This is a genomic window from Priestia sp. J2 (assembly GCF_020790095.1).
Lineage (GTDB): Bacteria > Bacillota > Bacilli > Bacillales > Bacillaceae_H > Priestia > Priestia zanthoxyli.
In genome coordinates this window covers 3,507,185-3,521,523 of the sequence record NZ_CP086208.1, presented here as the reverse complement: position 1 = coordinate 3,521,523, position 14,339 = coordinate 3,507,185, and the positions used below count along the sequence as shown (strand labels likewise).

Genomic DNA, 14,339 nt, shown 5'->3' with positions numbered 1-14,339 from the left:
GCTAGTATGTGTTTTAAGAGAAGAGTTTTATCCAATCAACTCTTATATATGAAAACAGCTTTGTTTGTAATAAAGTTACGTTCTCCAGTTAATAGTAAGTAACGACAGGAAGTGACTGTAAGTCGACTTACATACATAGGTGTTTAAATAAAGGAGTTTTTATGGATATAAATAAGGGAAAGCAAAAGCTCGAACTAATGAAAGGATTACTACTTATAGCCAAAATATCTATAGCTTCTGGTGTATCGTGGGAACTGGCAAAAATGTTAGGCTCTAAGCATCCTTATTTGGCGCCTTTAACTGTGATTCTTTCTATTCAAGAAACCATCCAGCATTCTGCTGTGTATGCTTTTTATCGAATTATCGGCACTCTTTTTGGAATTGCTGCTACGATTTTTATCATTAAACATGTAGAAGTGAACGGATGGACGATAGGGTTATTATTAACAATGGGAATGGTGCTTCCTGTTGTATTAAGGCTACATAAGACGATCATTCATCAAATTGCGCTTACTATTTTATTAGTTTTTGTATTTGTTCATAAAACAAATTATTATGTCTCTGATCGAATAAGAGACACGATCATAGGAGCTCTTGTCGCTATTATTGTTCATATCATAATTGTTCCACCAAATTACGTAAAAGAAGCTCGTAGAACTTTAACTCAATTTGGAATAGACCTTGGACAATTATTTGAAAAGGTGGCTTACTGGGTAAATAATAACTGTACATTTGTTGAAGGAGAAAATTTAATAGATGATACAACCAACTTGCTTCAGGAACTTCACCAGGTCGAAAAGGAATTAAGGAAAGCAGAAAAGAGTTTAAGGTTGAACCCATTTGGCAGAAATAAAAAGCAGCAGTTAAAACAAAATGAACAATTCCTTTTTCAACTGAAGCATGGGTATACCTATATTTCGAGTGTACTCACTACATTTAACGACTGGTCCAAAACGAATTCTCTACCCACAGTTGATGGACAAAAATGGGCTGTTCAACTACAGGTATTAGGAGAATACATAACAGAACAAGCTAATAAAAACGTAGAAAATTACTCTATAAAGAAATCATCTTTGGATGTACTCGATCTTTCTTCGATACCTTTACAAATCCGTATCCCACCTGAACTAGAGTCCCAGAGATATCAATTAAGTCTATATAATGATACGCTTAAATTAATTGATAAATTAAAAGCAAAATGATACTAATTCAAGTGATCCAGATATCCCTTTTATAAGTGGGGTGATAACTTCAGTATCCAGTTATTGAACTATACATGCACAGTAGAAGAGGGAAAGAAGTTACCAAGGGGTGACTTCTTTTTTTTATTGAATAAATAATACAATTTAGCTTTTATATTTTCCGCTCCAGTGCTCATATCCACATAAAATCTAGAATATGTTTTTAATACGTCGCTAAGTGTTTCAACTAGCTACAAAAAAATATAAAAATTTATGTTGACAGTAGGAGCATATGATTTTATAATTATCCTTAATTCAAGATATTTTAATTCAAGATTTTAAAGTGATGAAAAACAGGAGGAATAAAAAATGGTGAGCATTGGTTTATTGTTAATACGTTTAGTCATTGGATTATCTTTTATGGCTCATGGAACTCAGAAGTTATTTGGATGGTTTGGCGGTCACGGCTTAAAAGGAACGGGCGGCTGGTTTGAATCCATCGGAATGAAGCCGGGTGTTAGAATGGCTTTAATGGCTGGTTTATCAGAGCTAGTAGGTGGAGCTTTATTTGCTGCAGGACTTCTTACACCGCTTGGAGCACTTTTGATTGCCGGAACAATGATCATGGCGATTGTGAAAGTACACGGTCCAAATGGATACTGGGCAACACAAAATGGGTATGAATATAACCTTACGCTTTTAGTTGTAGCGATCGGTGTAGCAATTGCAGGACCAGGTTATTACGCACTCGATACGTTTATTTTTTAAAAGAGAGAATGGGTTGGAATAAGAAAGGTGCTTTTATTTTTTGACTAATATCTCGAATTCGAGATATTTACGATAAATAGTTGTAATTTTAAGAGGGATAACGAAACATATGACGAAAAATGTATCGAAGGAGATGGTAGTAATGAGTAAAAAAACAGCGGGTATTCATCATATCACGGCGATTGTAGGTCATCCTCAGGAAAATGTTGATTTCTATGCGGGCGTGTTAGGATTACGTTTGGTCAAACAAACAGTAAACTTTGATGATCCAGGAACGTATCACCTTTACTTTGGGAATGAAGGCGGAAAACCTGGAACGATTATCACATTCTTTCCGTGGGCAAATGCACGACAAGGAAAAATAGGTGACGGGCAAGTTGGGGTAACTTCCTATGTGGTTCCAAAAGGTGCGATGAGCTTTTGGGAACAGCGATTAGCTAAGTTTGGAGTTCCAGCTGCAAAGATGGAGCGATTTGGAGAGCAGTATTTAGAGTTTGACGATCCTCATGGTTTGCATCTAGAGATTGTGGAAAGAGAAGAAGGTGAAAAGAATACGTGGCAAGCTGGTGAAATTAATTCGGATGTTGCTATTAAAGGATTCGGAGGCGCTACGCTATTATCGGTTCGACCTGATGAAACAGCTCAATTATTAGAAGACGTAATGGGTCTACAAAAAGTAGGGCAAGAAGGAGATTTTATACGGTTTCAATCATCAGCTGACATTGGAAATATGATCGATTTAAAATTAACAACTATTGGACGCGGGCAAATGGGCGTTGGAACGGTTCACCATATTGCATGGCGAGCAAAAGATGATGAAGATCAATTAGAATGGCAGAAATACGTAGCCGATAGCGGATACGGAGTGACGGCTGTCCGAGATCGAAATTACTTTAATGCGATTTACTTTAAAGAACACGGAGACATTCTATTTGAAATTGCAACAGACCCTCCAGGCTTTGCACATGATGAGTCACTTGAAACAATGGGAGAAAAGCTCATGCTTCCTGAACAGTACGAAACCCATCGAGATCAAATTGAAAGAGCTTTGATTCCTTTTGAAGTGAGAGAATTAGACTGAATTTTACTAAAATAATTCCTTTAGTAATGGTAAAACGCTAGTTTAACCCTAAATTAGGTACAAAGAAGGAATTAATTTATCTATATATAAAACTAATATCTATATTTGAAACACCATGGTAATATGAAATTAATTCCAAGTGAGGAGGTGAATAGATGACAAAAACCATTGGTCTTATTTGTGGAAGTTTACGAAAGAATTCGTATAACCGAATGATTGCTGAGTCATTGACTACATTAGATGACTCAGCTCAATATCGCTGGATCGAAATAAGCAGCCTGCCTTTTTTTAATGAAGACTTAGAAGCTGACGGATCACCAGAATCTGTCGCATCCTTTAGAGCTGCGATTCAAGATGTTGACGGTGTTATCATTGTAAGTCCAGAGTACAATTCCGGAATTACAGGGGTATTAAAAAATGCTTTGGACTGGGCATCAAGACCTCGGACTTCTTCTGTTTTAAACAGAAAACCAGTTGGTCTCATTGGAGCAACTCCAGGAGGCTTCGGTACCGCTTTTGCTCAAAAACAAACGAGAGAAGTACTGGAAGCTATGCAAGTTCATGTTTTACCATTTCAAAAAATGCTGATTTCGCAAGTTCATGAAAAAGTTGATGCTCAACAAAAGGTACTAACTGATGAGTCAACGAAACGCTATCTTCAGCGCTACTTACAGCAGTTCATTCATTGGATTGATCAAGCGCCTGTTCCTGTTCTAGATTAAGAAAGAGAACACACCTCACGAACCTTCACCTCAGAAATAGCTTTTCTTTCTATAGATGTTTTACTCAACAGATCATAAATGAAATCCAAAAAACCGTTCAAATGATAGACCGCTTGTAAGGAACGGAAAAGGTACGTGTCCTTACTTGCCTTAATTTAAGGAGGATGATAAAATGTCTGATCTTTACTCTCGCCTTTCAAAAGATGATGCTGCCGTGCTTTTAGTTGACCACCAAACGGGTCTTATTTCCGGCCTTGTACGTGATTATGGTGTTGATGAATTTAAAAACAACGTATTGGCTCTTGGTGATACGGCTAAATTCTTTGATTTACCGGTTATTTTAACAACTAGCTTTGAAAATGGACCCAACGGCCCGCTAATGGGGGAACTCGTTGATTTGTTTCCTGACGCGCCAAAAATAGCTCGTCCTGGACAAATTAACGCGTGGGACAATGAAGACTTTGTTAAAGCCATTAAAGCGACAGGCAAAAAACAGCTGATTATCGCGGGTGTAGTGACAGACGTCTGCGTTGCTTTTCCTGCGCTTTCTGCCATTAAAGCAGGCTACGAAGTGTTTGTTGTGACAGATGCTTCCGGCACGTTCAACAAGCAAGTCGCAGATGCAGCATTAACGCGTATGGCTCACGGCGGCGCGCAGCTTATGAACTGGTTTAGCGTAGCGTGCGAGCTGCAGCGTGACTGGCGCAACGACGTTGAAGGTTTTGGCAATTTAATTTCTAGTCATCTTCCTGGTTATCAAAACTTGATGGGCAGCTATAGAGGAGCTCAGCGCGATTTCAGCAAGCAGAGTGTCTAACGTAGCGGAGCTTAAGTTTGGCATCGGTCGTTCTCTTTACATATAAGACACGAAAGTAGAATGGCATCTATGGATCATTTATGTGACGGAGAAAATGTAACAACATAAAAGTAATTGTTAGATAGGTGAGCCGACTAATGAACCGTTGGCTCACCTATCTTTTACTAAGCTGCCTTTCATGAAGTATGCGTCTCTTATATATAAAATAAAGTACATTCACGACAGCCTGGTAAATGATAGGAAGGGATGCGGAGTAGTGGAAGAAAAAAAAGTTACGTGGCTGGAGCTTTTTTATGATTTGTTATTTGTGGCAGCCGTTGCTACTGCTACGCATGTTTTGCTTCACGTTGAACAAGGGTATATTCATGGAGAGTATTTGTTAAAGTTTGTACTAATCTTTATTCCTATATGGTGGGCGTGGACCGGACAAACGATGTTTATCAATCGGTTTGGACAAGATTTTTTGCATCAGCGCATCTTTATGATTCTTCAAATGCTGTTTGTTCTTATCATGATCTCAAGCCTGTCCGTAGATTTTGATCAATATTACGTATCTTTTTTGATTGGCTATATTGGACTAAGAGCGTTAACCGCTCTTCAGTATCTTATTGTTCAAAAATTTGAACGAGATGAACGAAAAAAAGTTGCTGTGTTTTTAGGCACATGCTTTGGAATTGGGATTTTCATCTCACTTCTTTCGCTTCTTTTTGATTCGTGGATTCGCTACGCCGTGTTGTATACGGGAATTGCAGTTGATATGATTTTACCTGTTTTAGGGCATAATAGACTGGCAAAATTACCGACCAACACCGCTCATTTATTAGAGCGTTTTGCTTTGTTAACATTAATCCTGTTCGGAGAATCCGTTGTCAGCATTCTTGCTGTGATACAGCCACAAAAAGGGGACTGGAATGCCATTTTATTTTCGGTTATTTCATTTGTCCTGATTATTGCCATGTGGTGGCAGTACTTTGAGAATGTAGAAAAGAAAGTAAACAAGTCTATTCAAAGAGCCGGACAAACGATTATTTACGGACACTTACTTATCCTCATGTCTCTAAGCATGATTGCAGCATCGATTAAGCTCATGTTTTTACATGAAGTTCAGTACACATTCAGCTTATATTTTGTATTCGGATCCGTGCTGCTTTATTTCATGGCAACCACTCTTGTTTTTCACCAATATAGATTTGAACAACATCGTTTGAAAGTGTATCACTTGGGAATGTTTTTAGGAATTTTAGCGGTATTTTTTATTGTTAACTTAATACTTATTGTTCCCAGCACTGTCGTCATAGGAGAATTAGCGATCTTTTTTATAATCTACGCTAGGTTTACGACCACTTAACCAAATAAAGAATGACTATATAATGGAGGTAGCGAAATGGCAAAAATTACGGTAGGAACAGAAAATGAAGCACCTATTGAACTATACTACGAGGATCACGGGACAGGAAAGCCGGTCGTCTTAATCCATGGCTGGCCACTAAGCGGACGGTCTTGGGAATATCAAGTTCCGGCTCTTATTGAGGCTGGACACAGAGTCATCACGTATGACCGCCGAGGATTCGGCAAGTCTTCTCAGCCATGGGACGGATACGATTATGATACATTTGCTGCTGATCTACATCAGCTGCTAGAACATTTGGATTTAAAAAATGTGACACTAGTTGGGTTTTCAATGGGTGGCGGAGAAGTAGCCCGTTATGTAGGAACATACGGCACAGATAGAGTAGAAAAAGCCGTATTTGCAGGAGCCGTACCACCATTTCTTTACAAGTCAGAGGATCATCCTGAAGGAGCATTGGATGATGCAGGAATCCAAGAATTTGAAAACGGCGTAAAAAATGATCGTTTAGCTTTTCTTGATGATTTTACAAAAACATTTTTTGGAGCTAAAGACGGAAAGGGCTTAGTCAGCGAACCATTTCGACTGTACAACCGGGATATTGCAGCTGCTGCATCGCCTAAAGGAACATTAGACTGTATAGCTGCTTTCAGCAAAACGGATTTCAGAGACGATTTAGCTAAGTTTACAATACCGACTCTTATTATTCACGGTGATGCAGACGAGATCGTTCCATTTGAATATAGCGGAAAGCGAACGCATGAAGCCATTTCTGATTCGAAATTAGCTTTAATAAAAGGCGGTCCTCACGGCTTAAATGCAACGCATGCACACGAATTTAACGAAGCGCTGCTTTCGTTTTTAAGAGACTGAATATAAGTGAATGTTTGATAAGTAAAAACAGCTCGGAAAATAGTTAATGAACAGAAGAAGTGACCAAAGGGTCACTTCTTTTTTGTTTTTTTACGCCGGTAGAAAAGCTTTATAGTAAGGGAGGACATTTAAATTGCTTTACTATAGCTTTAAAAGATAAAAATCAAATAATAAACGTTTGCCATTCTGTGGTGCGAGAGCTTATGTTAAACTTTTAAATGGGAAATATAACCTTCAGTCCAACAGCTATTCTAAAATGACAACAAAGATTGGATTGAACAGTTATGTAATCGCTAACACTTCTATTTTATAATAAACATGAGGAGGATAATAAGATGTTTGATCATAAATCATTGCAGCTGCTTGAGCAGATGATTAATTACCCGAAGTTATCAATTCCGGAGTTGAGACTTCAAATAAATTTATCACCTCGACAATTTGCCTATACGCTTGATAAGTTGAACAATGCATTAAGCAATTTAGATTTACCGAAAATTCAAGTGATTGATATAGAATTTAAGGTTGATGAAAGAATTAAAAATTATTGGAAACTAGAAGGAACATCGCTTAACCGTCAGCAGTCAGTTTTTCAAGAGACTGAGCGGATATACTTAATTTATTTATACACGTATATAAGAAAAGAGCCGATAGCAAATATACATTATCAGTCTTTTCTGCAGGTAAGCAGGAATACAGCACTAGCGGATATTAAAAAGCTTCGTTCGTATTGTGAGAAAGAAGGCATTCAGTTATCTTATAACCGGACAGATGGCTTTCATCTAGAGGGAGAAGAGAGGCTTAAGCGTCGATTTGCAACTATTTGTATTGGAACACTTTTGCAATTGCCAATGGGCATTTCAGGGATGAAGCAGGTTCTTAATAGTTGGAATTATGAAAATACGGGTTCAGTAATTAGAGAGAACGTAAATGATTTAGCTAAAAAATATCGGATTGATTTTGTTAGTAACCGGCTAGATCAGCTAGTTTATGAACTCTTATTTCTACAGTGCAGGTCTGGGCATCATAAACTGATTCTACCAATCAAGCAAATTAAATTAATGAAAGAACAGCCCTTACTAAAAATGGGGGAAGAGCTATCAGCTTATTTATTTGATGAAGTGGCTGAAGCAGAGGTTATCTATCTAACGGTTCAATTGTTATCTGCTATGCAGAATATAGACGAGCTCCATATTGATGAAAAGCTTGACCTTGTATCGAGTACTATTATTTCAGAAGTAGAGCGCTTAATATTAGTACCATTTAAGGAAAGGCATATTTTAAAATCGCTCTTATATAAACATTTGGTACCAGCCTATTTTAGAATCATCTGTGAAGTGCCATTATCAAATCCGTTGATTGACACAATTAAAACAGAGCACGGTGTACTCTTTGAATTTGTTAAACAGGCGTTGAAGCCGCTTTCTGAATATACGGGAAAATGTATTTCAGATGAAGAGATAGGGTATTTTACGATTTTATTCGGTGGGCATGTTCGAAAACTGGAGGCTAAACCTAAAGTGTATAAAGCCACAATCGTTTGCCCAAACGGGATTAGTTCCTCTATGATGCTACGAACGCAATTACGACAACTGTTTCCAAAATTGCATTTTACAGAATCATATTCGGCTGCAGAAATCGAAAAACTGTCACCAGACAGTTACGATATGATTTTTTCAACTATTTATTTGGAATCATCCAAGCCTGTTTATTTAACACGTCCACTATTAACAGCGCTAGAGGAAAACTATTTGCAGCAGGCCGTGGCAGCTGATTTCAATTTGCCGGTTCAATCGACTATCCCAATGGATAAGTTAATGGCGACCATACGAAAATATGCAACTATTAAAAATGAAAAAGCGCTTTATGAAGATTTAACGAAACATTTAAGACAAAGCCATACACGTGAAAGGAGTTACGCCCCTATGCTTTCTGAACTTTTAACAGAGGATAAGATTCAATTCTCTGACGATTCTCTAGAGTGGGAAGAAGCAATCCAATTGGCAGCAAAACCTTTGGAGGAACAGCATTATATTACCTCAGCCTATACTCAAGCAATGATTGATAGAGTTTTAGAAATGGGAGCTTTTATTCATATAGGGAAAGGAATTGCTATTCCTCATGCCCGGCCAGAACAAGGTGTACAAGAGCTTGGTATGTCCCTTCTACGAATGAAGAAACCAGTTTTGTTACTGAACCAAGAAGAACATGCAATTGACTTGTTTATTTGTCTAGCAGCCATTGATAACAAATTACATTTAAAAGCGCTGGCAGAATTGACCTCATTTTTAGTAAATGAAGACTCATTAAAACGTTTAAAAGAAGCTGAAACCTCAGCTGAAATTATAGCTATGATGCGAAAAAAAGGAGAAGATGAATAATGAAAATTTTAACAGTATGTGGATCAGGATTAGGAACAAGTTTTATGGTGGAAATGAATATTCAACAGTTGTTGAATGAGATGGGAGTAAGCGGCGTAGAAGTAAATCATTCTGATTTAGGTTCTGCAACACCAGAGGATGCAGACGTGTTCTTTCTTGCAAAAGATATTGCAGAGGGCGGGGCAAGCTTAGGAAACGTCGTAATTTTGGATAATATTATTGATTTAGAAGAATTACGCGCTAAATTAACAGGGGTTCTGCAAGAAAAAAATCTACTGTAAAGAAATTGAGAGGTGATAGCGATGAATCAGGTGTTAAATGTATTAGTTAACGTTCTGAGTGAACCCTCAGTTTTAGTAGCCATAATTGCTCTAGTAGGTCTACTTGCACAAAAGAAAAATCTTTCAGATACACTAAAAGGAACAACAAAAACGTTTGTTGGGTTCCTGGTTATTACAGCAGGTGCAGGGATTCTTCAGCAAGCCCTTGCTCCATTTGGAGAAATGTTCAAAGCAGCATTTAACGTAAACGGTGTCGTTCCAAATAATGAAGCCATCGTTGCGATTGCACTGAGTAAATATGGTTCTTCGACCGCATTAATTATGTTTTTTGGTATGATTGTAAACCTGCTGATTGCTCGTTTTACACGATTTAAATATATTTTTCTGACAGGACATATCACTTTGTACATGTCATGTATGATTGCCATCATTTTATCCGTAAGTGGTTTTACATCGTTTTCATTAATTCTCTTTGGTGCTTTAACGGTGGGAATTTTCATGACGCTTTCTCCAGCCCTCGTTCAGCCTTTTATCCGTAAACTAACAGGTAATGATAATGTGGCATTAGGACATTCTGGAGCAGTTGGTTTTGCAGTTGGTGGTCTCGTGGGGATGGCTGTAAAGGGAAAGAAAGAGATTGTATCAACAGAAAAAATTAACTTTCCAAAAGGTCTCGGCTTCTTACGAGACAGTACGGTTAGTATTGCATTAACTATGGCGATTTTCTACGTTATTGTCGCTCTTTTTGCGGGGCCTGGTTATGTCGAAGGTAAATTAAGTGACGGAAAAAACTATATTTTATTTGCGGTACTTCAAGCAGGAATGTTTTCTGCCGGCGTTTTCGTCATTTTAGCTGGTGTACGATTGGTATTAGCTGAAATTGTACCAGCATTTAAAGGAATATCTTCTAAAATTGTGCCAAATTCAAAGCCAGCATTAGATGTTCCAATTATATATACTTATGCACCAAATGCTGTATTAATTGGTTTCTTTTCAAGTTTTTTAGGCGGCATTGTTAGTATGTTAATACTAGTTTTATCAGGAGGAATCATTATTTTACCAGGTGTAGTACCTCACTTCTTTACGGGTGCAGCTGCAGGGGTGTTTGGAAATGCAATGGGTGGTGTACGCGGTGCGATTTTAGGCTCATTTGTGAACGGCCTTTTAATCAGTTTCATGCCAATTCTATTAATACCCGTGTTGGGAGATTTGGGTCTATCAAATGCTACATTTTCAGATTCAGACTTCGGTATAGTGGGACTATTCTTGAGTGGGCTAGCTCATTTCGGTGGAAAAACTACCATTATGGTTGGTATTGGTTTAGTGTTACTGATAATGATCTTGGCCAGTATACGCAAGCAAGAAAGTCATGCAGTGCCTTACAAAAAAGTTGAGAAATAAAAAATGATAGACAAGAGCTTGAAGTAGTATCGTCAATCCATTCATTATCAGTTCATGCAATTAACAAAGGCATTCTGACCGCTTCAAGGATTCTTTAGGGTGACGCATCTGATTCGTAAGCATAAGGTTACAAATAAAATCCCTTAGAAGCTCATCAGTTTCTAAGGGATTTTAACTGCTCTTTTCTAGATATAATTGCTTCAAAAGAAAAGGTGGTACAAGTGACTAATCTATTAAAAAGAATGTAATAAAAAGTCCAATATAGTGTTTTGCAGGTCCTCATGAAACTCTTTGCGATTAAAGCCTTCCGGATCCTGAGAAGGGAGGAAGGTAGGAGATTTCATAAAGTCCGGAAATGGACTGAGAAATGAAAAATGTCCTCCATTTTCTACAACGATATGCTGAACTTTTTCCTCATCAGAAACCCCATTTAACACAAATTCCCCGTGAAAAGAAGGAGTAATCGTATCCTTTTCTCCTGTAATCATTAAAATAGGTATATTCACGTCTTCAAGAGCTCCTCTTTCTCTGAACCATCCGGCGGCTGGCGCTAAAAGAATAAGTGATTGAACCCGCTTATCATGATCAACAGATAAACAATAAGGCTTTTGATCAGGAGATTCAGAAGGAAAAGAAGTGGGAACTCCACCTGCTACGGCAAGAGCCGTATATCCTCCCATTGAATGGCCAATAAGAGAAATATTATTTGAATGAATGGATGGAGAAAAGGAATTTTCTTTTAAAAACCAATCGATTACAGTACGTATATGAGTAGGTCGATTTTTTAGGTTATCTATTGTTCCAGATAGCGTATTATTCTCTCGATTATTAAATGGATGCTGAGGTACCCCTACAATAAAACCATTACGTGCTAAAAATTGAGCAATGGTTCGATAAGCAAGAGGCGTGCTTCCATCTCCATGGGAAAGAATGACTAAAGGAAATAATCCGTCTGAAAGTGGAGCATCTTGCGCAGCACTTATCGTGTAAGGTCCCATCTTTTCAACTTGTTCTTCTTTATATGTAGGATACATGATAAGTAAAGGAAAGCCGTGTTCATTTCCTTGATCTTCTATATCTACGAATTGACATCCGGCATAAAATGACTGTCTTTCATCTTTTTTTATTTGCACGTATATCCTCCTCCTTGTTTTTAAAGATCCCTATTATAACAGGCTCATATATGAAATTTGATTGATTTAGCTCTCTTGGAAAATCAATTTGGATACTGTTAACTAACAAATATATAAACATGCTTTTTTAAAGTTATCCACTGCTAGTATCTTGAGATAATTTAAGTTCCATATTCGTATGTGATGATAAAACGATGTTTGTTGAAGGTGTACCAAACTCCATAGCTTTATCAATAAATTCTTCTAAAGTATGTACGGACTCTGTACATATTTTTGCTATGTAACTTATTTTTCCTGCCACACGATAACATTCCATTACATCAGGATGAACGCTACAAAACGCGGCAAGATCCTTACATTTTGTCGTTTCAAATAAAACAAACGCAGTTATGTTTCTATTCAATTTTTCTGCATCAACAATTGTTTTATAGCCTTTTATAATCCCGTTTTCCTCTAACCTTCTCACTCGTTCAATGGTAGAAGGAGAAGATAAGTAAACTTTTTGAGCTAATTCTTTCATTGAAATCTTATCATTTGGCTGCAGTTCATGAAGTATTTTTCTATCTATTACGTCCATTTTATCGTCAACCTTTTTTTATTAATTATTATCAAGTAATTACCTAATTTAGTAAAGATATCTTTAGAAATAACCTAATTATTTGTATATAACATTGCATGAATATTTCATAAAATTTACTGAAAGGAGATGATTCTATGAAGAAAATATTATTACTTTTAGCAAATGGATTTGAAGCTGTAGAAGCAAGCGTTTTTACAGATGTGTTTGGATGGAATAAATTTGAGGGAGACGGCACGACTGAACTAATAACAGCGGGCTTACATCCAAAACTAACATGTGCATGGAACTTTACTGTAATTCCAGAAATGCTAGTATCAGATATTAATGTAAAAGAATTTGATGCGCTTGCTATACCAGGTGGCTTTGAAGAAGCAAATTTTTACGAAGATGCTTACGATGAGAGATTCTTGCAGGTTATTCGAGAATTTCACTCAGCAGGAAAACCTATAGCCAGTGTCTGTGTTGCCGCTCTTTCACTTGGAAAAAGTGGAATTCTTGAAGGGAAAAAAGCTACTACCTATAATCACCCTAAAAGTATAAGAAGGGCACAGTTAAAAGAATTTGGTGTACTTGTTCAAGATGATTATATTGTCGTAGACCACAATATAATTACTTCCTCAAACCCCAGCACCGGGTTTGATGTGGCCTTTTTACTATTAGAGAAATTAACTTCTTTAGAGAATGTTCAACAGGTGAAAAACTTAATGGGATTTAACTAATCAACAAATATTGTTTTTAGCGAAGAAACGAAAATGAACCGTTTTTAAACAGTAAAAGGAAATGAGTACTTTATTTTTTGATGTTGAAATAGAAAAAGAGTTAGACTCCTCGCTAAGAGTCTAACTCTTTTTATTTCCCTAATTTGTATAATAATATTTATCTTTTGTATAAGTTTACTTTACCTTTATCAAAGTTTGTTGTATTATATAGTTGTAGTCAAAAAAAGGAAGGTGATTACATTGAAAGAAAAAAATGGTGACTACGTTGAAAATAAAGTGTATGAGCACCGAGTTTTAAACAGGATGTCTCAAAAAGAATTGGCTGACGCAGTTGGAGTATCTAAACAAACTATATATGTGATGGAGAAGAATAATTATTCGCCTTCTCTTGTTTTAGCTTTTCGAATAGCTGATTTCTTTAACGTAGATGTTAACGATATTTTTAGTTATGTGAAAGGAAGGGATTAAAATGATAACTGACAAAATAGAAAATGCCATTTTTACTCCTTTGAGAACTTGGACAGAACAATCAAATAGTAACTGGAATATGCTTATTTGTATTGGATTTATATCGCTTATAGTAGGAGCAGTTTTAATATATGTTTTTCAAAAGAAAATGGGCATGAGTGTGTCTGACGAAAGAACAAGTCAAATCGGTTTAAAAAGTGCCCTCGTTGTACTGTATGGAGTCATTTTGTGCGACTTGATTTTTCCAAAAGAATATATGTGGCAAATTTTCTTCTTATTTAAGTATTCCATTGCATTCATTGCTTCAGGTATATATCTTGCTGTTCGATATAAAAGGGATTTTTTAAACTAGAGAATGACGCAGATTTGCCAGCAGTAAAAAAGCCATAGAAGGCTATACATTTCTTTGGCTTTAGTGTTTTAACTATAATTTTCTTACAACAACCTTATTAACTTCATGACAATCCTACTCTTATTTTTATGGTCGTCTTTAAACGAATAAGATTGATACATTTCTATAGACCAACCATCATTCATTCTCTTTCTTTAGTGCTCAACATTTCAGACATTCAATTATAGTAGACCATCG

At 36.8% G+C, this 14,339-nt stretch carries 15 protein-coding genes; 13 read left to right on the top strand and 2 right to left on the bottom strand.

The annotated features are described in order from the left end of the window. The first annotated feature begins 161 nt into the window (after window positions 1–161). The 10 genes from LJY09_RS18220 (at window position 162) to LJY09_RS18175 (ending at window position 10,850) form a co-directional block, all read left to right on the top strand. Window positions 162–1,202: an FUSC family protein gene (locus LJY09_RS18220; RefSeq protein ID WP_098999683.1), complete on the top strand. Its 1,041-nt coding sequence runs from the start codon at window positions 162–164 to the stop codon at window positions 1,200–1,202. Window positions 1,203–1,550: 348 nt separating this feature from the next. Continuing rightward, window positions 1,551–1,949 carry a DoxX family protein gene (locus LJY09_RS18215; protein WP_028414851.1) on the top strand — a complete coding sequence of 133 codons (399 nt, stop codon included), beginning with the start codon at window positions 1,551–1,553 and terminating at the stop codon, window positions 1,947–1,949. Window positions 1,950–2,091: 142 nt separating this feature from the next. Then, the gene (locus LJY09_RS18210; RefSeq protein ID WP_098112473.1) at window positions 2,092–3,030 is read left to right on the top strand and encodes a ring-cleaving dioxygenase; all 939 of its coding nucleotides are present in this window, start codon (window positions 2,092–2,094) and stop codon (window positions 3,028–3,030) included. A gap of 155 nt (window positions 3,031–3,185) precedes the next feature. Beyond that, entirely contained in the window at window positions 3,186–3,752 is a 567-nt protein-coding gene (locus tag LJY09_RS18205; RefSeq protein WP_028414849.1) for an NADPH-dependent FMN reductase, read from the top strand. 172 nt (window positions 3,753–3,924) lie between these two features. Further along, a complete protein-coding gene (gene ycaC / locus LJY09_RS18200) occupies window positions 3,925–4,569 on the top strand; it encodes an isochorismate family cysteine hydrolase YcaC (RefSeq protein ID WP_098999684.1) in 645 nt (214 codons plus the stop codon). A 256-nt stretch (window positions 4,570–4,825) separates the two neighbouring features. Beyond that, window positions 4,826–5,917 carry a low temperature requirement protein A gene (locus LJY09_RS18195; RefSeq protein ID WP_228307373.1) on the top strand — a complete coding sequence of 364 codons (1,092 nt, stop codon included), beginning with the start codon at window positions 4,826–4,828 and terminating at the stop codon, window positions 5,915–5,917. Window positions 5,918–5,953: 36 nt separating this feature from the next. Beyond that, window positions 5,954–6,790, top strand: a complete 837-nt coding sequence (locus tag LJY09_RS18190; protein WP_098999685.1) for an alpha/beta fold hydrolase — start codon at window positions 5,954–5,956, stop codon at window positions 6,788–6,790. Between the two features lie 335 nt (window positions 6,791–7,125). Next, window positions 7,126–9,168 carry a BglG family transcription antiterminator gene (locus LJY09_RS18185; protein ID WP_155010461.1) on the top strand — a complete coding sequence of 681 codons (2,043 nt, stop codon included), beginning with the start codon at window positions 7,126–7,128 and terminating at the stop codon, window positions 9,166–9,168. Continuing rightward, a complete protein-coding gene (locus LJY09_RS18180) occupies window positions 9,168–9,449 on the top strand; it encodes a PTS sugar transporter subunit IIB (RefSeq protein WP_028414844.1) in 282 nt (93 codons plus the stop codon). Before LJY09_RS18185 ends, LJY09_RS18180 begins: the two co-directional genes overlap by 1 nt. 21 nt (window positions 9,450–9,470) lie before the next feature. Beyond that, on the top strand, window positions 9,471–10,850 hold the full coding sequence (locus LJY09_RS18175) for a PTS ascorbate transporter subunit IIC (protein ID WP_028414843.1): 1,380 nt from the start codon (window positions 9,471–9,473) through the stop codon (window positions 10,848–10,850). 233 nt (window positions 10,851–11,083) lie between these two features. Here the strand turns inward: LJY09_RS18175 and LJY09_RS18170 are convergent, their stop codons facing one another. Both LJY09_RS18170 and LJY09_RS18165 read right to left on the bottom strand, forming a co-directional pair. After that, window positions 11,084–11,983: an alpha/beta hydrolase family protein gene (locus LJY09_RS18170; protein WP_028414842.1), complete on the bottom strand. Its 900-nt coding sequence runs from the start codon at window positions 11,981–11,983 to the stop codon at window positions 11,084–11,086. 133 nt (window positions 11,984–12,116) lie between these two features. Further along, window positions 12,117–12,560 (bottom strand): Lrp/AsnC family transcriptional regulator, encoded by a 444-nt coding sequence (locus tag LJY09_RS18165; protein WP_028414841.1) that lies wholly within the window; start codon window positions 12,558–12,560, stop codon window positions 12,117–12,119. Between the two features lie 137 nt (window positions 12,561–12,697). Between LJY09_RS18165 and LJY09_RS18160 the strand changes: the two genes are divergently transcribed. The 3 genes from LJY09_RS18160 (at window position 12,698) to LJY09_RS18150 (ending at window position 14,102) form a co-directional block, all read left to right on the top strand. Then, window positions 12,698–13,282: a DJ-1/PfpI family protein gene (locus LJY09_RS18160; protein WP_028414840.1), complete on the top strand. Its 585-nt coding sequence runs from the start codon at window positions 12,698–12,700 to the stop codon at window positions 13,280–13,282. A gap of 240 nt (window positions 13,283–13,522) precedes the next feature. After that, window positions 13,523–13,750: a helix-turn-helix transcriptional regulator gene (locus LJY09_RS18155; RefSeq protein ID WP_028414839.1), complete on the top strand. Its 228-nt coding sequence runs from the start codon at window positions 13,523–13,525 to the stop codon at window positions 13,748–13,750. A 1-nt stretch (window position 13,751) separates the two neighbouring features. Further along, window positions 13,752–14,102, top strand: coding sequence for a DUF2178 domain-containing protein (locus tag LJY09_RS18150; protein ID WP_014458864.1), 351 nt, complete (start codon window positions 13,752–13,754; stop codon window positions 14,100–14,102). Window positions 14,103–14,339: the final 237 nt, after the last annotated feature.

Coding starts and splice junctions, on each gene's coding strand:
- LJY09_RS18175 (WP_028414843.1), top strand. CDS start 9,471: ATGAATCAGGTGTTAAATGTATTAGTTAACGTTCTGAGTGAACCCTCA.
- LJY09_RS18220 (WP_098999683.1), top strand. CDS start 162: ATGGATATAAATAAGGGAAAGCAAAAGCTCGAACTAATGAAAGGATTA.
- LJY09_RS18180 (WP_028414844.1), top strand. CDS start 9,168: ATGAAAATTTTAACAGTATGTGGATCAGGATTAGGAACAAGTTTTATG.
- LJY09_RS18215 (WP_028414851.1), top strand. CDS start 1,551: ATGGTGAGCATTGGTTTATTGTTAATACGTTTAGTCATTGGATTATCT.
- LJY09_RS18160 (WP_028414840.1), top strand. CDS start 12,698: ATGAAGAAAATATTATTACTTTTAGCAAATGGATTTGAAGCTGTAGAA.
- ycaC (WP_098999684.1), top strand. CDS start 3,925: ATGTCTGATCTTTACTCTCGCCTTTCAAAAGATGATGCTGCCGTGCTT.
- LJY09_RS18210 (WP_098112473.1), top strand. CDS start 2,092: ATGAGTAAAAAAACAGCGGGTATTCATCATATCACGGCGATTGTAGGT.
- LJY09_RS18205 (WP_028414849.1), top strand. CDS start 3,186: ATGACAAAAACCATTGGTCTTATTTGTGGAAGTTTACGAAAGAATTCG.
- LJY09_RS18185 (WP_155010461.1), top strand. CDS start 7,126: ATGTTTGATCATAAATCATTGCAGCTGCTTGAGCAGATGATTAATTAC.
- LJY09_RS18190 (WP_098999685.1), top strand. CDS start 5,954: ATGGCAAAAATTACGGTAGGAACAGAAAATGAAGCACCTATTGAACTA.
- LJY09_RS18165 (WP_028414841.1), bottom strand. CDS start 12,560: ATGGACGTAATAGATAGAAAAATACTTCATGAACTGCAGCCAAATGAT.
- LJY09_RS18150 (WP_014458864.1), top strand. CDS start 13,752: ATGATAACTGACAAAATAGAAAATGCCATTTTTACTCCTTTGAGAACT.